Annotated in this window: 17 protein-coding genes; 9 read left to right on the top strand and 8 right to left on the bottom strand. The window is 71.7% G+C overall.

Annotated elements, in window-relative coordinates; translation table 11 throughout:
- Positions 1-33: 33 nt before the first annotated feature.
- Entirely contained in the window at positions 34-708 is a 675-nt protein-coding gene (locus ACQPZW_RS44360; RefSeq protein ID WP_433792000.1) for a hypothetical protein, read from the bottom strand.
- 93 nt (positions 709-801) lie between these two features.
- Between ACQPZW_RS44360 and ACQPZW_RS44355 the strand changes: the two genes are divergently transcribed.
- The 6 genes from ACQPZW_RS44355 (at position 802) to ACQPZW_RS44330 (ending at position 9,702) form a co-directional block, all read left to right on the top strand.
- Entirely contained in the window at positions 802-1,563 is a 762-nt protein-coding gene (locus ACQPZW_RS44355; protein WP_433791999.1) for a GNAT family N-acetyltransferase, read from the top strand.
- Positions 1,560-2,345, top strand: a complete 786-nt coding sequence (locus ACQPZW_RS44350) for a lysophospholipid acyltransferase family protein (protein WP_433791998.1) — start codon at positions 1,560-1,562, stop codon at positions 2,343-2,345. Before ACQPZW_RS44355 ends, ACQPZW_RS44350 begins: the two co-directional genes overlap by 4 nt.
- A 75-nt stretch (positions 2,346-2,420) precedes the next feature.
- Positions 2,421-3,134 carry a response regulator transcription factor gene (locus tag ACQPZW_RS44345; protein ID WP_093619114.1) on the top strand — a complete coding sequence of 238 codons (714 nt, stop codon included), beginning with the start codon at positions 2,421-2,423 and terminating at the stop codon, positions 3,132-3,134.
- Between the two features lie 38 nt (positions 3,135-3,172).
- Complete coding sequence (locus ACQPZW_RS44340) at positions 3,173-4,741, top strand: sensor histidine kinase (RefSeq protein WP_433797811.1); 1,569 nt, start codon at positions 3,173-3,175, stop codon at positions 4,739-4,741.
- 39 nt (positions 4,742-4,780) lie between these two features.
- A complete protein-coding gene (locus ACQPZW_RS44335) occupies positions 4,781-6,355 on the top strand; it encodes a trypsin-like peptidase domain-containing protein (RefSeq protein WP_433791997.1) in 1,575 nt (524 codons plus the stop codon).
- 230 nt (positions 6,356-6,585) lie between these two features.
- The gene (locus ACQPZW_RS44330) at positions 6,586-9,702 is read left to right on the top strand and encodes a cyclic nucleotide-binding protein (RefSeq protein WP_433791996.1); all 3,117 of its coding nucleotides are present in this window, start codon (positions 6,586-6,588) and stop codon (positions 9,700-9,702) included.
- A 260-nt stretch (positions 9,703-9,962) separates the two neighbouring features.
- Here ACQPZW_RS44330 and ACQPZW_RS44325 read toward each other — a convergent pair whose 3' ends face one another.
- Positions 9,963-10,310, bottom strand: coding sequence for a thioredoxin family protein (locus tag ACQPZW_RS44325; RefSeq protein WP_433791995.1), 348 nt, complete (start codon positions 10,308-10,310; stop codon positions 9,963-9,965).
- Positions 10,292-10,654 (bottom strand): MerR family transcriptional regulator, encoded by a 363-nt coding sequence (locus ACQPZW_RS44320; RefSeq protein ID WP_433791994.1) that lies wholly within the window; start codon positions 10,652-10,654, stop codon positions 10,292-10,294. Before ACQPZW_RS44320 ends, ACQPZW_RS44325 begins: the two co-directional genes overlap by 19 nt.
- A gap of 84 nt (positions 10,655-10,738) precedes the next feature.
- Between ACQPZW_RS44320 and ACQPZW_RS44315 the strand changes: the two genes are divergently transcribed.
- Both ACQPZW_RS44315 and ACQPZW_RS44310 read left to right on the top strand, forming a co-directional pair.
- The gene (locus ACQPZW_RS44315) at positions 10,739-11,584 is read left to right on the top strand and encodes a patatin-like phospholipase family protein (RefSeq protein WP_433791993.1); all 846 of its coding nucleotides are present in this window, start codon (positions 10,739-10,741) and stop codon (positions 11,582-11,584) included.
- Positions 11,584-12,627, top strand: coding sequence for a 1-acyl-sn-glycerol-3-phosphate acyltransferase (locus ACQPZW_RS44310; protein WP_433791992.1), 1,044 nt, complete (start codon positions 11,584-11,586; stop codon positions 12,625-12,627). The genes ACQPZW_RS44315 and ACQPZW_RS44310 overlap by 1 nt, the downstream gene beginning before the upstream one ends.
- A 182-nt stretch (positions 12,628-12,809) precedes the next feature.
- On the opposite strand, the gene ACQPZW_RS44305 is transcribed toward ACQPZW_RS44310, so the two are convergent.
- Positions 12,810-13,580: a hypothetical protein gene (locus tag ACQPZW_RS44305; RefSeq protein ID WP_433791991.1), complete on the bottom strand. Its 771-nt coding sequence runs from the start codon at positions 13,578-13,580 to the stop codon at positions 12,810-12,812.
- Positions 13,581-13,721: 141 nt separating this feature from the next.
- Between ACQPZW_RS44305 and ACQPZW_RS44300 the strand changes: the two genes are divergently transcribed.
- Positions 13,722-14,870, top strand: coding sequence for an FHA domain-containing protein (locus ACQPZW_RS44300; protein ID WP_433791990.1), 1,149 nt, complete (start codon positions 13,722-13,724; stop codon positions 14,868-14,870).
- A 167-nt stretch (positions 14,871-15,037) separates the two neighbouring features.
- On the opposite strand, the gene rocD is transcribed toward ACQPZW_RS44300, so the two are convergent.
- From rocD to ACQPZW_RS44280, 4 genes are all read right to left on the bottom strand, one after another.
- Complete coding sequence (rocD, locus tag ACQPZW_RS44295; RefSeq protein ID WP_433791989.1) at positions 15,038-16,252, bottom strand: ornithine--oxo-acid transaminase; 1,215 nt, start codon at positions 16,250-16,252, stop codon at positions 15,038-15,040.
- 55 nt (positions 16,253-16,307) lie between these two features.
- Positions 16,308-17,105 carry a dimethylargininase gene (gene ddaH / locus ACQPZW_RS44290; RefSeq protein WP_433791988.1) on the bottom strand — a complete coding sequence of 266 codons (798 nt, stop codon included), beginning with the start codon at positions 17,103-17,105 and terminating at the stop codon, positions 16,308-16,310.
- 261 nt (positions 17,106-17,366) lie between these two features.
- The gene (locus ACQPZW_RS44285; protein WP_433791987.1) at positions 17,367-17,969 is read right to left on the bottom strand and encodes a hypothetical protein; all 603 of its coding nucleotides are present in this window, start codon (positions 17,967-17,969) and stop codon (positions 17,367-17,369) included.
- A 103-nt stretch (positions 17,970-18,072) separates the two neighbouring features.
- The gene (locus tag ACQPZW_RS44280; RefSeq protein WP_433791986.1) at positions 18,073-18,678 is read right to left on the bottom strand and encodes an ATP-dependent Clp protease proteolytic subunit; all 606 of its coding nucleotides are present in this window, start codon (positions 18,676-18,678) and stop codon (positions 18,073-18,075) included.
- Positions 18,679-18,752: the final 74 nt, after the last annotated feature.

Raw genomic sequence — 18,752 nt, 5'->3', positions numbered from 1 at the left:
GTCACGGCTCCTTCCCCCGTCAGCTCGAAGTGATCAACTTACTCCGGCGACGGCGAGCCAGGTGGCCCGTGCCTGCGCCAGGTGACGGCCGTCCGGCCCGTACACCGAGGAGTCCACGACGGCCTTGCGGCCGCTCACCCCGGACAGGGCGCCGACCACCACGCACTCGTCGCCCGGGGCGGGCAGCGCGGCGACCGTGGCGGCGATCCGGCCCAGCACGAAGGGGCGGCCGGACGCGCCGATCGCCGTCCATCCGCCGGGACAGTCCAGCGCCGCCCACATCGTCTCGGCCACGACGTCGTCCGGCACGGTCCAGGGCGCCGCCGTGCGTCCTTCGGAGAGCCGGCCGGGGAAGATCCGCAGACCGTCGCCGGGCGCCCGGTCCGGTCCGCAGACATAGCAGCCCGGGAACGGGTGGGTGACGAGACCCGGGTAGCCCCTCGCGACCGCGGCGGCCTCGACCGGCGGGACCGGCGGCACCGCCAGGCCCGTGTCGGTGTCCTCGTCGATCTCGGCGACCAGGACGTCACCGGCCCGGATCACACCGTCGCCGAGCACCAGATCGGTGTCGAGCGGCGGCGGCACGCGCAGTGTCACCCGGATCGGCGGCCCGCCGATCCGGGCGCCCGCCGCGCCCGCGAAGAGACCCGCGCACCAGCCCCCGTTGCCGGAGCCGGGCGGGCCGTTGAAACGAGCCGGGATACGCATTCCCCGACCATCGCACACGCAGTTCATCAACCGGTCACGCATCGCCACCTGAAGCGACACGCCATCGGCAGACATCAGCCTTACACAGATCACATGGGAGTTCTCATGACGGCCGCCGCACCCACCGGGACCAGCGGCTACACGCTTCTCCTCGCCGACGACCCCGGCCTGGTCGAGGCCGCGCAGCGCCTGCGCCACGACGTCTTCGCCACCGAGCTCGGCGCCCGGCTCACCTCGACCGCCGAGGGCATCGACGCGGACGAGTTCGACGCCTACTGCGACCACCTGATCGTGCGCGACGACGCGAGCGGTGAGGTCGTCGGCACCTACCGGATGCTGCCGCCGCGCGCCGCGGAGCTGGCCGGCCGCCGCTACGCCGACTCCGAGTTCGACCTGAGCGCGCTGCGGCCGCTGCGTGACCACCTGGTCGAGATCGGCCGCTCCTGCGTGCACCCGGACCACCGCTCCGGCGCCGTGGTCAACCTGATGTGGGCCGGCATCGCCCGCTACCTGCACCTCAACAACCTGCGATGGCTCGGCGGCTGCGCCTCGGTCCCGCTCGGCGACGGCGGGGCCCTGGCCGCCGGGGTGCGTGCCCGGGTCAACGCCAAGCACCTCTCGCCGCCGGCGCTGCGGGTCCGGCCCCGTCGGCCCTGGACCCCGGCCGAGGGGGTCGAGGCCGACCCCAAGGCCGCCCCGCCCGCGCTGCTGCGTGGCTACCTGCGGCTCGGCAGCTGGGTGTGCGGCGAGCCCGCCTACGACGCGGACTTCGACTGCGCCGACTTCTACGTGCTGTTCTCGATGGACCGGCTGGACCCGCGGTACCGCCGGCACTTCCTCGGCGCGTCCCGATGACCGCGCCCGTCACGAGCGCCGGCACCCTGTGGCAGCCGGCCTCGGGGTGCGATGACCGCTGTCGTGACGGCGGCGGCGGGCGGCGTGGCCCGGTGGGCGCCGTGGTGCGGGTGGGCGCGCTTGCCGCCGTACTCCTCGGTGGTGTCCTCCTGGTGATGCTGAGCAGTGCCGCGCTGCGGACGCTGTCCCGGGGGATCCTCGCGGTCCTCGGCGTCCGTCTGGTGTGGCGCGGCGCCGAGCCGCGCCCCGGCAGCCTCCTGGTCGCCAACCACGTCTCCTGGCTGGACGTGGTCGCGCTGACCGCGGTCCGGCCGGTGCGGATGGTGGCCAAGCACGACGTCCGGGCCTGGCCCGGCATCGGCGGCACGGCCGTGCGGGCCGGCACCATCTTCATCGACCGCACGCGGCCGAGAGCGCTGCCGGAGACGGTGGCCGAGGTCGCCGGTGCGCTGCGGGCCGGGCGTTCGGTCGTGGTCTTTCCGGAGGGTACGACCTACTGTGGCCCCGAGAGTGGGCCTTTCCGGTCGGCCCTCTTCCAGGCGGCGATCGATGCCGGCGCCCCGGTGGTGCCGGTGTCGGTCGGCTACGACTCGACCGAGGCGGCGTTCGTGGGCGCGGACACGCTGGGCGAGTCGATCATGCGCATCGCCCGCACCCGCGGGCTGACGGTGACCCTGGCGGCGGCCCCGGCGCTGCGGCCCGACCCGGGAGCGGACCGGCGCGTGCTGGCCCGCGCCGCGCGAGCCAGCCTGGGTGGCGGGGGCTACCGCCTGGCCGCATGATCAGCCCGGATATCGCACAGGAAATTTTCAGCGAGTGTGCAGGCAAGGTGCAGGGGCTGGGACGAGAATGGCGCCATGGCCACCCAGACCCAGCCCAAGCAGAGCGAAGCGAAGCTGCTCGTCGTCGAGGACGATGCCAACATCCTCGAGCTCCTCTCCGCAAGCCTGCGTTTCGCCGGGTTCGAGGTGACCACCGCGATGAGCGGCAGCGCGGCCGTCAGCGCCGCCCGTAACTCCACCCCCGATCTGGTCGTCCTCGACGTCATGCTGCCCGACCTGGACGGCTTCGAGGTGATCCGGCTGATGCGGGAGGGCGGGCAGCGGACGCCGGTGGTCTTCCTCACCGCCCGTGACGGCACCGACGACAAGATCCGCGGCCTGACCCTGGGCGGCGACGACTACGTGACCAAGCCGTTCAGTCTCGAGGAGCTCACCGCCCGCATCCGGGCGGTGCTGCGCCGCACCAACGCCGGTGACGAACAGCCGTCCCGGCTGGTCTTCGCCGATCTCGAGCTGGACGAGGAGACCCACGAGGTCTACCGGGCGGGCTCTCGGGTGCAACTCTCGCCGACCGAGTTCAAGCTGCTGCGATACCTGATGCTCAACGCCAACCGGGTGCTCTCCAAGGCGCAGATCCTGGACCACGTGTGGAAATACGACTTCCGCGGTGACGACAACATCGTCGAGTCCTACATCTCGTACCTTCGCCGCAAGGTCGACAACGTGCAGCCGCGGCTGATCCACACCCTGCGCGGTGTGGGCTACGTGCTCCGTAAGCCAGCCGTCTAGGCCCGGGCGTGACACTTGCCGAGCGGGTCCGCGAGCGGATGCCGCGCAACGGGGGGCTGCGCCGGATCTCCCTGCAGACGAAGCTGGTCGCGTCGGTCCTGGTGCTGGTGTTCGCCGCGCTGACCCTGATCAGTGCCGCCAGCACCTACTTCCTGAACGCTTACATGGTCGACCGCCTCGATGCCCAGTTGTGGGAGATGGCCGACAGTGCGCCGAGCCTGAAGGACGTTCGCTACCAGGCGGTGTTCGCGCCCTCCGAGTACATCATCGGCTTCACCACGGTCGACGGCGGCGGCAAGGTGTTCCGTGACCTGCACCTGACGGTTGCCGACCTGCCCCTCCTGCTCAAGGGCAACGACCCGATCGCCGAGCAGGAGCGCAAGCCCTACACCACGCGCGGGCAGAACGGTGAGTACATGTGGCGGATGCTGGTCATCCGTCTGCCCGACGACACCGTCATGCACGTCGGCCAGCGCATGCGCGGCGTCGACGACGTGATCGCCCGGCTCGTGCTGGTCGATGTGCTGGTCGGCGTCGGAGTGCTGATCACCCTCGCTCTCGTGGGCGCCGCGCTGGTGCGGCAGAGCCTGATCCCGCTGCGCCAGGTGGAGCGGACGGCGGCGGCGATCGCGGCCGGCGACCTCACCCGGCGGGTGCCCGACCCGGAGGAGGCCGGCGGCCACCCGACCACCGAGCTGGGCCGGCTCTCCGAGGCGCTGAACGCGATGCTCGCCCAGATCGAGGCGGCCTTCCAGGCGCGGGCCGACTCCGAGCAGGCGGCCCGCTACGCGGCTGACGCGGCGCAGCAGTCCGAGGCCCGGGCGCTGGCGTCCGAGTCGCTCGCCCTGCAGTCCGAGGCGCGTGCCCTCCAGTCGGAGGGGAAGATGCGGCAGTTCGTCGCGGACGCCTCGCACGAGCTGCGCACCCCGCTGACCACGATCCGCGGGTTCGCCGAGCTGTACCGGCAGGGCGCGGTCTCCGACCCGGAGCAGGTGGCCGCCCTGGTGCGGCGGATCGAGGACGAGGCGGCCCGGATGGGGCTGCTCGTCGAGGACCTGCTGCTGCTGGCGCGCCTCGATCGGGAGCGCCCGCTCACCCTGGCGCCGGTGGAACTGCCGGTGCTCGCCATGGACGCGGTGGAGGCGGCCCAGGCCACCGCACCGGAGCGGGAGATCGAGCTGGAGGTCCGTGACTCGGCGGAGCAACTGGTGGCGTACGGGGACGACGCCCGCCTGCGCCAGGTGATCGGCAACCTGATGACGAACGCCCTGGTGCACACGCCGTCTGACGCGTCGGTCACGCTCCGGCTGTACTCCGGTGAGGAGGATCGCGCCGTTATCGAGGTGTCCGACACCGGCCCGGGTTTGAGCGACGAGCAGACCAGGCGCGTCTTCGAGCGGTTCTACCGGGCCGACGAGGCGCGGACCCGCAACACCGAGCGCGCGGCCACCGGGACCGGACTCGGTCTGGCGATCGTGGCGGCGATCGTGCGGGCGCACGAAGGTTCCGTGCAGGTGATCTCGGAAGCGGGGCAGGGCGCGACGTTCAGGGTGTCTTTGCCCACCATAAAGCGGGACAAAGGGTTCACAGAAAACGTTCAGGGGTAACACAGTTCGGTACGAGTCGGACGGGGCAGAGTTAGCGACATGAACGAGAACGAGACCAACCCGCGGCCCGCGGACGCCGCCGCTGACAACACCAGCGCGGAGCGGGTGGAGTCTGAGCAGCCGACGCTTGCGCAGCCGCCGGTTGCCCCGCAGTCGGGTGCTCCCCAGTCCGCGGCACCCACCCAGCAGCAACAGAGCACCTGGGCGCAGCAGTCGCCCTGGCAGCCGGCCTCCGGTGAGCCGGCGACCGGCCACCCGGTGTCGGCCCAGCCGGCCGCCGCCCACCCGGTGTCGGCCCAGCCGGTCACCTCCCAGCCCGCCAGCGGCGTGCCCTACGGCCACCCGCACTACGCCTACCAGGCCCCGCAGGCCGGCTACGGGCAGCAGGGCGGCGAGTACCAGGACTACGCGCAGCAGCAGGCGGCGTACCAGGCATGGCACGCGGCCGCCGCGGCGCAGGCGTCCGGTGGCGGCCAGGCCCCGCCCGGATGGACCCCCGTGCCCGGCGCCGGCGGCGGACGGCCTCCGGGCCGCGGGCGCAAGGTCCTCCTGGCGGGCACGGCAGCCCTACTGATCGCGCTGGTCTCCGGCGGGATCGGCGCCGCCACCGCGGTGGCCATGGATTCCGACAACACCACCGCGGCCGTGCAGACCGGCAATTCCTCGGTCACCCGGGTCGTGGACCGTTCGTCGCTGGCCCAGATCGCCGCCGCCGTGCAGGACAACGTCGTCTCCATCACCACCGGCTCGGGTGAGGGCTCCGGCGTGGTGCTGACCACCGACGGCTACATCGTCACCAACAATCACGTGGTCTCGACCGCCCAGGGCTCGACCGTGACAGTGATCTTCGCCGACGGCACCAAGACCTCGGCCACCATCGTCGGCACCGACGAGCGCACCGACCTCGCCGTGATCAAGGCGGAGAACGTGTCCGGGCTCAAGGCCGCCACCTTCGGCGACAGTTCCAAGATCGAGGTCGGTGACACGGTGCTCGCCCTGGGCAGCCCGCTCGGCCTGGAGGGCTCGGTCACCGCCGGCATCATCAGCGCCAAGGACCGCAGCATCCAGTCCTCCGGCGAGCAGGAGCAGCCGCAGACGCCCTGGGGCGGTCAGCAGCAGCAACAACAGCAGTCCGCGCCGACCACGATGACCGGCCTGCTGCAGACCGACGCCCCGATCAACCCGGGCAACTCCGGTGGCGCCCTGGTCAACACCAACGGCGAGGTGATCGGCATCAACTCGGCGATCGCCACCTCCGGCTCCAACACCGGCAACATCGGCCTGGGCTTCGCCATCCCGAGCAACAAGGCCAAGCAGGTCGCCGACTCCCTCATGCAGGGCAAGAAGGTCAGCCACCCGGCTCTCGGCGTCAGCGTCACCAACGCGGAGAACGGCGGGGCCGCCGTCAGCGCGGTGGTCGACAACAGCGCCGCCGCCAAGGCCAAGCTCCAGCGCGGCGACGTCGTGACGAAGGTCGACGGCAAGGCGATCGACGACTCGGACGACCTGGTGGCTGCCGTTCAGGCGGGCGCCGTCGGCCAGCAGATGACCCTCACCTTCACCCGTAACGGCGCGGAGCAGACGGTCACCGTCACGCTCCAGGAATCCGAGTAGGCATCAGTCCACCCGCCACGGCGGGTGACGCGACCCGGGGGTGGGCGCGTCACCCGCCGTGATTCTGTTCGTACGGGATTCCGGACCTTTCGGTGGAAGGGGACGGAATCAGCGTGCGGGACTCGCGTTCACGCAGGCGAGCGCCTAATCTCCATTCGCCATCGGCGAAGCCATCGTCCGTCGGTGCGGTCGCGCGGTGTTCGCCACGGCGGAGTGAAAGGCCCCCTCAGTTGACGTATGTCGAGACCCGGACGAACGTGTGGGAAGCCCTGGCCGGACGGGCTCCGGGAGCCCCGTCGGGACCGGCCGACACCGGGCTCTGGCACACCGTCGCCGACCGTCTGAACCCGGCCAGCGCCCGCCCGGTCCTGCGATCCGGCATCGAGGTCCGGCATCGCACCGCGGTCCGCGGTGGGCGGTATGTGATGCTCCGCTCGCCCGATGACGGTGGGCGCAGCTCGTACCTTCGGCTCACGCCGGAGGAGTATCAACTCGCCCTGATGATGGACGGCGACAGCACGGTCGCCCGGCTGGTCGCCGAGTTCGCCCGGATCGCCGGCCGTCTCGCCCCCGACCAGGTCCGCCGGGTCGTCGCCGACCTGGCCGCCAACCGGATGCTCGAAGAGCTCCCGATGGACGCCTTCCGTCCGCTGCGCGAGCTTCGCCACGAGCCGCTCGCCTCCGCCGGTCGCGGTCGCGTCGTGCTGTCCGTCCCGGTGGACGCGCTGGTCACGACCCTCTACCGCAGCGTGGGGCGGTTCCTGTTCACCCGGGTCGCGGTCTGGCTCGGCGCGCTGCTCGCGTTGGCCGGGCTCGTCCTGTTCGCGGACGCCTGGCAGCAGGGCAGCCGCTCGCTGTTCCTGGTGGGCGACTCATACCTGCTCGGTGCCGGCACGCTGGTGCTGCTGAACATGTTCGTGCTGGGGGTGCACGAGTTCGGCCACGCCCTCGCGACGAAACGGGTCGGGCGGGAGGTCCAGGCCGCCGGGTTGATGCTCCGCTTCGGCATCCCCTCGGTCTTCGTCGACACCAGTGACGTCTGGATGGCCGGCCGCCGGGCCCGGATCGCGGTCACCGCCGCCGGGCCGGCCACCGCGCTCGGGCTCGCCGGTCTGGTGCAGGTCACCGGGTTCGCCGTGCCCGTCGTCGCCGGCCTCGCCTTCAAGCTGGCGTTCCTCTTCTACCTGCACACGTTCTTCAATCTCAGCCCGCTGCTGCCGCTGGACGGCAAGTACCTGCTGATGGACTGGCTGGAGATCCCGGACGTACGGGCCCGCGGCCTCTCCTGGCTCGCCGGCCGCCTGCGTCGCCGCGGCCCCGGGTGGCGCAGGCTGGACCGGGAGGGCCGGCTCGTCGCCCTCTACGGCGTGCTGGGCCTGCTCTGGCTGGTCAGCGCGATCGGGCTGGGCTACCGGCTGTGGACCGACCGGATCCACGGCGTCGCCGTCGGCCTCTGGTATGAGGGCCTCGGCGCCCGGCTCCTGCTGATCGTGATCGTCCTCGGCGTGGTCGCCCCGCTGCTCTGGTTCCTGCTCGGCCGGCTGGCGCGTGCCTTCCGCCGGCTCCGGCAGCGGGCCGCCGAACGCGACCGGGAGGCCGACCTGCCCCGCCGGGTGGCCGCCCTGCGCGCTTCCGAGCTGGGCGGCCTGCCCGAGCCGTCGCTGCAGGCTCTCGCCGCCCGCGCCCGCTGGATGCGCCCGCCGACCGGCCGCCAGCTGGTGCTCGCGGGGGAGACCCCCAGCGCCGTCCACGTGGTCGTCGAGGGGGCGCTGCACGGCCGCCGCCCCGGCGACCCGGGCGGCACCATCCGCCACCATGTCGGCCCCGGCGGTGTCGTCGGCCTGGCCACCGCGCTCACCGGGCGCAGCGCCCAGCTCGACTGGCACACCGCGGGCGTCACCCTGCTGGCCCTGCCCGCCTCGACGGTGACGACCGTGGTCGGGCCGATGCCCGGCCCGCCGCCGCAGGAACGCGCCGAGGGCGAGGCGCTGTTCGCCGACACCCCGGCCCTCGCCGCGCTGGAGGAGGACCAGCGGCTCGCGCTGATCGCCGCCGCGCACCCGGTCGACCTGGACCCGGGCGCGCCGGTCATCCTGCCCGGCCCCACCCACGCCGTGGTCGTCGAGTCCGGCGTGATCGCCATGCCGGACGGCGTCGAGCTGCGCCGCGGCACCCTGGTGGGCCCGGTCGGCGACGGCAGCCCCGGCATGGTGGCGCAGGCACGGACGCCGGTCCGGCTCTGGATCATCCCGGACGCCTCCGACCTGCCGCCGCTGATCGGCACCTACGGACCCGGCGTCCCGATGCCGGCGCTGCGCCACAGCACCCCGGCCGTGGGCCGGCCCGGCTCGGCGCACCCGCCGCTCGCGGTCCCGCCCGGCCCGCCGGACGCCGACGAGCAGTACGACGTGGACCGGCACTTCGAGCGCCGGATGTGGGGCTTCGTCAGCATGCTCCTGGTGTTCGCGCTCGCCAGTCTGCTGATCAACGTGCGCAGTGGCCCGGCGTGGGCGGAGATGCCCGCCGAACGGGTCATGCTGAGCGTCCAGCGCGGCGCCGTCACGGCGGACTCCGGGCGTACTCCCGTGTCGCTCCAGGTGGGCGGGCAGCGCTACCTGACAGTCGGCTCGACGGTCGAGGTCCCCGGCAAGGGCGTGGCCCTGCTGACCTTCCCCGGCGGCGCGGCCGTGGTGCTCTGCGGCAACTCGCGGGTGGTGGTCAACGGGGTCGGTGTCGAGACCGGCCGCACGTCCACCCCGTCCGGGAAGCTGACCCTGGAGAACGGACGGCTGCTGGCCGACACGAGCAGCCCGAGCGGCGCCTTCACCCCGCTCGCCCTGACCGTGCTCCGCAGCCGGGGCGACGTCGTCAGCGGCGATCGCGCCTGGTATTCGGTCGACCCGGGCACCGTCACGGTCTCGTCCGGGGCGGTCACCGTCGGAGGCGCCCCGAGCCCGGCCGACGGCAAGGAGCTGAACTGCGGCGACGGGGTGACTGTCAAGCCCCCGACCGAGGCCCAGCCGAGCGAGGAACCGGCCGAAGAGGTACTCCCGTCCGGGGAATCCACTCCGCCGGCCTCTGTGGATCCGTCGGTGTCCCCGACTAACGTGGAGTCGTCCTCCCCGGCCACCGAGACCTCGAGCGAGCCGACCAACGGCACCTCGACCAGCGCGACGCCGTCCGTTCGTCCTAGCCGTAGCCGGACGCCCTCGCCGTCGGCGAGCACGAGTCCGTCAAAGGCGTCGTCTCCGTCCGCCAACTCGCCGAGCGCGTCGTCGCCGTCCGCCGACCCGCCCTCCCCGTCTCCGTCCATCCCCGAGCAATCGGCGGATCCGTCCAGCGAGTGACAGCGGGCGGCCCCGCCGACGAGAAGTGAGGAGAGGCCGCCCATGCTCTGCTGGTTCTGTGCCGAGCCGGCCCGCGCGACGTGCCGGTTCTGCGGACGTGGCGTGTGCGCCGAACACGCGCGGTTCGGACCGTACATTCTGGACGTGACGCGGTCGGCGCGGCGGGACCGGGCCGAGGCGCTGGTGGTGGAGGACGCGGTTCAGTGCGGGTCCTGCCATCCCCGGCCGCAGCCGGTCGCCATGCCCGAGCTGGACTGAGGTCAGGTGTTCACGTACGGGCTGAGGACGTTGGCCATGGCCTGCCGGAGCACCGATCGTGGGCGGGCGCCGATGATCGTCGCGGTCACCACACCGCCGTTGAAGAACAGCAGCGTCGGCATCGAGGTCACCCGGTAGGCGATGGTGGTCGCCGGGTTCGCGTCGACGTCCAGCCCGGCGATGAGCAGCCGGCCCCGGAACTCCTCGGCCAGTTCGCCGAGGACGCGCGCCATCGGGCCGCACGGCGGGCACCAGGTCGCCCAGAAGTCGACGAGCACCGGCGTGGGCGCGGCCAGCACGGTCTCGGCGAAGGTGGCGTCGGTCACCGTGATCAGGGCGTCATCTGGCATTTGATCTCCTCCAACTGGGTCTGCAGGCGGTGCCGGACCGTGGTCAGCTGATCGAGGAAGCCGTCCACCTCGGCCAGTCGGCGGCGCAGCACGGCGGCCGAGTCCGGGCACACGTGGCCGGCGCTGTTGCCTGCCCGCAGACAGGCCACGAACGGCTTGATGTCGTCCACGCCGAAGCCGTCGGCGAGCAGGGCCCGGATCTCGTGCACGACGCGCAGCTCGCCGTCGTCGTACTGCCGGTAGCCGTTGGCGTCCCGGCTCGGGTGGATCAGGCCGTGCTCCTCGTAGTAGCGCAGCGTGCGTGGGCTCGTGCCGGCCCGCTCGGCCAGCTCACCGATCAGCATGGCCTCGACGGTAGGCCCTGACACCGGCGTCAAGGCAAGGCCGTGACCTGCGGCACGACCGCAAGATCGTGCAAGGATGGACCCATGGTCGACGGTCCGGTGGCGTTCGTGCTCGGTGGCGGCGGCGTGCTGGGCGCGGTCGAGGTCGGCATGTTGCGGGCGCTCTTCCGTGCCGGCTTCCGGCCGGACGTGGTGGTCGGGACGTCGATCGGCGCGGTCAACGGCGCCCTGGTCGCATCCGATCCGTCCGAGCCCGTCACCGAGCGGCTGGTCCGGCTCTGGACGTCGCCGGAGGCCGCGGCCGTCTACGGCGACTCGATCGGCCGTCAGATGCGCCGGTTCGCGGCCCGGACCCATCTGCACTCGCCCCGCCCGCTGCGCCGCCTGCTGGAGGGCGAGCTGGGCGAGTCGGCGACGTTCGCCGACCTCAAGGTGCCGTTCCACTGCTGCGCGGCGAGCATCGAGCGGGCCGCCGAGCACTGGTTCGACAGTGGACCGCTGGTCGACGCGGTCCTCGCCTCGTCGGCGGTTCCCGGTCTGCTCCCACCGATGGAGATCGCCGGCGAGCACTATGTGGACGGTGGCATCGTGAACTCGATCCCGATCGGCGAGGCGGTGCGGATCGGGGCGAGACTGATCTTCGTGCTGCAGGTCGGCCGGGTCGAGCGACAGCTCGCCGTGCCCAGACGACCGTGGGAGGTGGCCCAGGTGGCGTTCGAGATCGCCCGTCGGCACCGGTTCGCCCGGGAGCTGGCGGCCCTACCGGCCGATGTCCGGGTGCACGTGCTGCCCAGCGGCGGTGGTGAGGGGCGGGACGACTCCCCGTGGGCGTATCGGGACATGGCCGCGGTGGGCCGCCGGATCAGCCGGGCCTACACCGCCTCGCGGCGCTACCTGGCCGCCAACGTCAACCCGCTGCCGGGCCCGTGATGGGGCTGCCGCCGGTCTGGGTTCGGCGTGTGGTGATCGCACCCACCGTCGTGGTGCTGGCGTTCACCCTGCTCACCACGCTGCCGATCTGGCTGATCCTGGCGCTCGCGGTTTCGCCGCTGGTGCCGGGCCGGCTCCGGGTGCCCCGCCTGGTCTTCCTGGTGATCGTCTACCTGGTGTGGGACGCGATCGCGCTGGTGTCGCTGGCGGTCCTCTGGGTCGCCTCCGGGTTCGGCATGCGGATCCGCGGCCCGTGGTTCCAGCGTGCCCACTATGTGCTGACCGGCCGCTTCCTGAGCATGCTCTTCTGGTTCGCGCGCTGGTCGCTGCACCTGGAGATCGACGTGGTCGGCACCGACCCGGACACCGCCCAGCCGGGCCGGCCCGAGATCGTGGTGAGCCGGCACGCCGGGCCGGGCGACTCGTTCACCCTGATCCACGCGCTGGTCAACTGGTTCGCCCGGGAGCCGCGGATCGTGCTGAAGGCCGCCCTGCAGTGGGATCCGGCGGTGGACGTGCTGCTGAACCGTCTGCCCAACCGGTTCATCTCGCCGGGGCGCACCGGGACGGCGACGTTGGAGGAGCAGATCGGGGATCTGGCCACCGGTCTGGACGACAACGACGCCTTCGTGATCTTCCCGGAGGGCGGCAACTTCACCCCGCGCCGCAAGGTCAGCGCGATCGCCCGGTTGCGGGCCCGGGGTCTGCACGACATGGCCGGGCGGGCGGAGAGCCTGCGCAACCTCCTGCCGCCGAAACCGGGCGGCCTGCTAGCCGCGATCGACGCCGCCCCGGACGCCGGCGTGATCTTCGTGGCGCACACCGGCCTGGACCGGATGCTGAGCGTCGCCGACGTGTGGCGCGAGTTGCCCATGGACAAGCGCCTGGTGATGCGTTTCTGGAGCGTGCCGCCGGAGGAGGTGCCCACCGGCGAGCAGGAGCGGACCGAGTGGCTTTACGACTGGTGGGCCCGCATCGACGCGTGGATCGACGAGAACCGGCCCGCCCCGCGTCCTTTGAGGTTCGTCCGCGACCGGCCTTGAGGCCGGCGCCGCGGAGGCCGCGAGATCGAACCGCGCCGCGGAGGCCGCGAGATCGAACCGCGCCGCGGAGGCCGCGAGATCGAACCGCGCCGCGGAGGCTGCGAGATCGCACCGCGCCGCGGAGGCCGCGAGATCGCACCGCGCCGCCGCCGCACGCGCGACAGGCCCACCAGCCTCAGCGATCACGCCCCGGCGGTCTGGCCCTGCGAGGTGAACGCCTTCAGCATCTCCTCGGGCATCGGGCTGACCTCGGCGGCGGGCGGTGCCGCCACGTCGACCTTGGTGCCGAAGTCGTAGTAGGTCGTGGTCATCTTGCCGGCGCCGGCGCCCATCCCGCTCATGTCGACGACCATCTCGATGAGGCGGCCCTCGCTGTCACGCTTGGCGGTGAACGGGACGGCGGTCGCCTTGGCGCCCAGAGCCTTCAGCGACTCCGGGTCGGCGGTCGGCGACTTGGTCATGTCGAGCGTGCCGCTGAAGTTGTCACCGTCGCGCTTGACCTCGACCGCGGCGGCCGCGAAGCCCTCCGCGTTCGCCATGTTCTCCGGGTTGAGCGAGTTGCCCTTCGGAAGTTTCGACACGTCGAGCGACATCCACTTGTCGCCGGTGGGGCCCATCTTCATGTACATCGTCTCGCCGACCAGGCGAACCGAGATGTCCAGCGACTCCGTGCCCATGCTCATGCTCATCGTCATGTCGAGCTTCTTGGCGGCCAGGTCGGCGGAGCCGTTGGCCTCGATGCCACCGGGCATCGACATCTTCATCTTCATCGTCTCGTCGGCGAGCGACTTCGACGCGGCGACGAACTCCTCGAGCGGGGTCGCCGCGGCAGCGGTCGTGGCGGCCGGTGCGGCCCCGGTGGAGCCGGAATCCTTGGACTCGGAGTTGCACCCGCCGAGCCCGACGATGGCGGCGATCGTCACCGAGACGACGGCCAAGCGTTGGAAACTCATGTGTATCTCCCTGTCAATGTTTTGAACGGGGCCAACCCTAGCGGGCGGGTCCGACAAATCCCGGCCCGATTTCCTGGGCGATCATGAGAGGGGCATGATGGATCGGAGGGGTCCGCACGCGTACGTACAGGGGGAGGACTCGTGAGATTCGAGGTCAGCAAGGTCCTCGACGCCATCGAGGCGCGGCTCACCACCGACCCGGCGCTCGCCCGGGCCGTGGTTGATCTGGCAGAAGTCGTCCGTTATGCGGATCTCGATGGAGGTCGCCCGGCCAGCCTGGTCCGTCTGGGGCTGTTGGTCGACGCACTCGGCCGCTACGTCTCCGAGGAGAACGTTCCGGTCTACGTGGTGACGCCCCATGGTCTGCTCTCCGACACCGACCTCACGTCCAACGAGCGCATGGTCGTCCGCCGCTGGGCCGACGACGGCAAGGTCGAGGTCGTCCCGCAGGTGGAGGACCGGGTGCTGGAGGTGGCCGAGATGCTCGGCCTGCCGGTGCTCACCCGTGACCGCGAGGACCGGTTCCGTGCCAGCCGCCCGTGGGTGACCGAGCCGGGCCGGCTGCTGGCGCTGGTGTCGGCGCAAGGCGGCCCGACGCTGGTGGCCCGGGTGGGGCGGGGCGAGGTGACGCCCCCGGTGCCACGGTCGCCGCTGGGCGAGCGGCTGCTCGCCCGGGTGTGGCGGTGCCCGTCACTGAGCTGCAACAGCTATGGCGACGGCGGCGACTCGGACAGCCCGTTCGCCGACATGAGGACGTATACGAGCCCCGTCTCGCAGCCACCGCCGGCCCTGCGCGCCGGCGCGCCGACCTGCCCGCGCCACGGCGAGCGCCTCAAGGACGTCGGGGCCCGGCCGGCGACCGATGTCTTCTCGGTCCGCATCGACGGCGTGATCCGGCAGCGGTTCGTGGTCTCCGAGGACCGGGGCGTCGTGGTCGGCCGGGCTCCGGAGGGCGGCTCGGGCGTCATGCTCGGTCAGTGGCTGACCGACGACGCGCGGAAATGGATCAGCCGGGGCCACGTCGAGTTCACACTGCGGGGCGGCCAGGTGACCGTCACCGACATCAGCATGAACGGGTCGGGGATCCGCCCGGGCGGCTCGATGGACGACGACGCGCGGATCACCCTGCGGCGTGACGAGAGCCGGGTGCTCGCCGACGACGACATCGTCGAGCTCTACCACGCGGTGCTCATCGGCCGGTCGAGACTCTGGGCCAGCGGCGGCAACGTCCAGCCCGAGTCGGTGATGGGCGAGGCCCCGACGATGGCGTTCCGGCCCGTCGGCCGCTGATCCCGGCCCGGTGAGAGCCATACCGGCCCGGTGAGAGCGATCCCGGCCTAAGGGAGGGGCGGGTGGCCTCACCGGTGCCCCACCGGTCTGAGACACCGGCGGGAGCCGTGCCCCACCGGTGTCTCAAGCGCTCGAAGACACCGGTGGGAGCCGTTCTCCGCTGGAGGTCAGCCGCGCAGGACCGCCGCGAGCTGGGTCAGCGCGTGGTCCAGGTCCTCCTCAGTGACGACCAGCGGCGGCGCCAGCCGGATCGTGGAGCCGTGGGTGTCCTTGGCCAGCACCCCGCGCTGCGCGAGCCGCTCACACGCCTGCCGCCCGGTCATCAGCGCCGGGTCGATGTCCACCCCGGCCCAGAGCCCGCGCCCACGGACCGCGATCACGCCGTGGCCGATCAACGCCTCCAGCCCGGCGTGCAACCGGGCGCCGAGCCGGGCCGACCGCTCCTGGAACTCACCGGTCTCCAGCAGCCGGACCACCTCGGTCCCGACCGCGCAGGCCAGCGGGTTGCCGCCGAACGTGGAGCCGTGCTCACCGGGTCGCAGTACACCGAGCACGGCCCGGTCGGCGGCGACCGCGGAGACCGGCACGATGCCGCCGCCGAGGGCCTTGCCCAGCACGTACATGTCGGGGACGACGCCCTCGTGCTCGATGGCGAAGGTCTTCCCGGTACGCCCGAGCCCCGACTGGATCTCGTCGGCGATCATCAGCACGTTGTTGTCGGTGCACAGCTCCCGGACTCCGGCCAGGAACCCGGCCGGCGGCACGAGCACCCCGGCCTCGCCCTGGACCGGCTCCATGAGCACGGCGACCGTGTTGGGCGTGATCGCGTCCCGGACCGCGGCCAGGTCGCCGAACGGCACCACGACGAACCCGGGGGTGTACGGCCCGAAGTCGGCCCGCGCGTCCGGGTCGGTGGAGAAGCTGACGATGGTGGTGGTGCGCCCGTGGAAGTTGTCGGCCGCCACGATGATCTCGGCCTGCTCGTCGGCCACGCCCTTGACCCGGTAACCCCACTTGCGGGCCACCTTGATCGCGGTCTCGACGGCCTCGGCGCCGGTGTTCATCGGCAGCACCATGTCCTTGCCGCACAGCTCGGCGAGGCCTCGGCAGAAGGCGCCGAACTGGTCGTGCACGAACGCCCGGCTGGTCAGGGTGACCCGGTCGAGCTGGGCGTGCGCGGCGGCGATCAGGCCGGGGTGCCGGTGCCCGAAGTTGAGCGCCGAGTAGCCGGCGAGGAAGTCGAGGTAGCGCACCCCGTCGACGTCGGTTACCCAGGCGCCCTCGGCCTCGGCGACGACCACCGGCAGCGGGTGGTAGTTGTGGGCGGTCCAGCGCTCGGCGTCGGCGAGCGCGCCGGGGGTACGGAATTCGACGGTAGTCACGAGCTGTGCCTCCTTGTCATGCTCTCCTGGCCCTCGCTTTGCACGGTGCAGTCGATCATGACCTGACCTCCAGCGTGCAGCACTTGGGACCGCCGCCGGCCTTGCGCAGTTCGGAGAGGTCGACCCCGATGGTCTTGTAGCCGGCTGCGCGCAGCGCCCCGGCCAGGTGGGTGGCCTGTTCCGGCAGCACGACGGTCTCGCCGTCGCTGACCGCGTTCAGGCCCAGCACGGCGGCGTCCTCCGGCGTTGCGATGATCGCATCCGGGAAGAGCTGCCGGAGCACGGATTGCGAACCCGGCGAGAAGGCCTGCGGAAGGTACGCGATGGTGCGCTCGTCGAGCACGCAGAGCGCGGTGTCGAGGTGGTAGTAGGCCGGGTCGACGAGCTGCAGGGTGATCACCGGACGCTGCAGGAACTCCTGGGTCTCGGCGTGGGACGCGTGCGAGGTCCGGAACCCGGTGCCGGCCAGCAGCACGTCACCGGCGAGCAGGATGTCGCCCTCGCCCTCGTTGGTGTGCTTGGGCTCGCGGACCTCGAAGCCGCGCTCACGGAACCAGGAGGCGTACGCCGGGGCCTCGTCGGCCCGCTCGGCGTCACGGAACTGCACACCCAGCACGCGGCCGTCGACGACGGTGGCGCCGTTCGCGGCGAAGACCATGTCCGGCAGTCCGGGCAGCGGGTCGATCAGCTCGACGGTGTGGCCGAGTCCGAGGAACGCCTGCCGCAGGCTCTCCCACTGGCTGATGGCCAGCGCGTTGTCATACGGCGCCGTGGGGTCCATCCACGGATTGATCCGGTACGTGACGGCGAAATGGGTGGGCCGGCACATCAGGTAGCGGCGCTTCAGGCTCATGAGCAGAAACGGTATGCGGGAGTGACCGGCGATCCCCAGAGAGTAACCATGCGTGCACCGGCGGATCGTTGCGTGATCAGCAGGGTGCACGGCGATTCATTGCAAAGGCCCCGGCGGGACGGCGAACCGCCGCCCTTGCCGGGGCCTCAACGATCTCCGGCGAACCGCCGGAGGCATTCGGGGCGGGCCGGCCTGCGCCGTCCCGATTCCGAGTGGGTATGTCCCGCCGCCACATCATCGGCGGTGAATATCAGATACCCGTCAAATCCTCGTTTCAAACTGTGTGTCGAGCCACGTCCGAAGCTCCGTGACGGTCTGCGTGTCGGTGCCCAGCCACCACAGCTGGCCGGCCAGGGCGAGCACCCCGATCACCACGGCGGCGAGCGAGAGGATCACACCGATCACGGCGCCGGTCTTGCCGGCCACGTGTCGCTTACGGGTTGCGAAGACGCCGGCGAGCGAGAGGACCAGCGCCACCGCGGACACGCCCACGCCGTACCCGAGAAGGGGTCCGGACAGCACCAGAAGCGCACCGGCGACCGAGAGGACCAGGCCGAGGGTCGCGACGAAGCTCGCCCGGGCCCGCGGAGCGGGAGTGGTGACGGGAACGGCGACCGGCTCGGAGACGGCCTTGGCACGTTCGGTCTCGGAAAGAGAGGACGCCGGGACCGAGGACGAGGACGACGAGGCCGAGGTCCGCGGCGGGAAGGTCTGCGGGCGGGCCGGCGGGGGAGTGACGGTGGTGTCCGGGCGAACCGGTGTGAGGTTGGCGGTGGTGGGTTCGTCACGCCGCGGCGTCACCGGGATCCGCTCGGTGCTCGCGTCGTCGGCGGTCGTCTGGCGAGGAAAGGTAGGGAGCCTCACGTCTGAACCTCCTTGGCAGGTTTGACAGGGCTACATACCCCTACCGCCCGGAAACGACACGAAGGGCACGCCCCATCAGGTGACGTGCCCTTTCGAGAGCGGGTCAGACCAGCGAGTTCACCGCGTTCACATCGGTGGCCCTGGCGATCACGTGGTCGACCAGGCCGTAGTCCTTGGCCTGCTGGGCGGTGAACCAGCGGTCGCGGTCGGAGTCGCGGTTGATCTCCTCCGGCGTGTGCCCGGTGTGGAAGGCGATCCGCTCGTTCATCACCTGCTTGATGTGCAGCATGCTCTCCGCCTGGATGGCGATGTCGGCCGCGGTGCCGCCGATGCCGCCGGAGAGCTGGTGCATCATCACCCGGGCGTGCGGCAGCGCATACCGCTTGCCGGGCGTCCCGGCGCAGAGCAGGAACTGGCCCATCGACGCGGCCATGCCCATCGCGATGGTGGCCACGTCGTTCTTGATGTACTGCATGGTGTCGTACACCGCCATGCCGGCGCTGATCGAGCCACCCGGAGAGTTGATGTAGAGAGCGATGTCGCGCTCGGAGTCCTCGGAGGCGAGCAGGAGCATCTGCGCACAGATGCGGTTGGTCACCTCGTCGTTCACCTCGCTGCCGAGGAAGATGATCCGCTCCCGCAGCAGCCGGTCGAACACCTGGTCGTCGAAGGACGCGCCGCCGCCCCGCATGGTCGTCTCAATGCTCATGGGAACACTTTCTCCCAGCCGGGCCGCGGATCCCAGCGATTCGCCTCAGGGCGAATCCGCTCACGGCATAATGC

The organism is Actinoplanes sp. CA-252034 (genome assembly GCF_050956125.1).
In the GTDB taxonomy this organism is placed as follows: domain Bacteria; phylum Actinomycetota; class Actinomycetes; order Mycobacteriales; family Micromonosporaceae; genus Actinoplanes.
The sequence above is the reverse complement of the archived record's forward strand: the minus strand, read 5'-3'. Positions and strand labels throughout refer to the sequence as shown.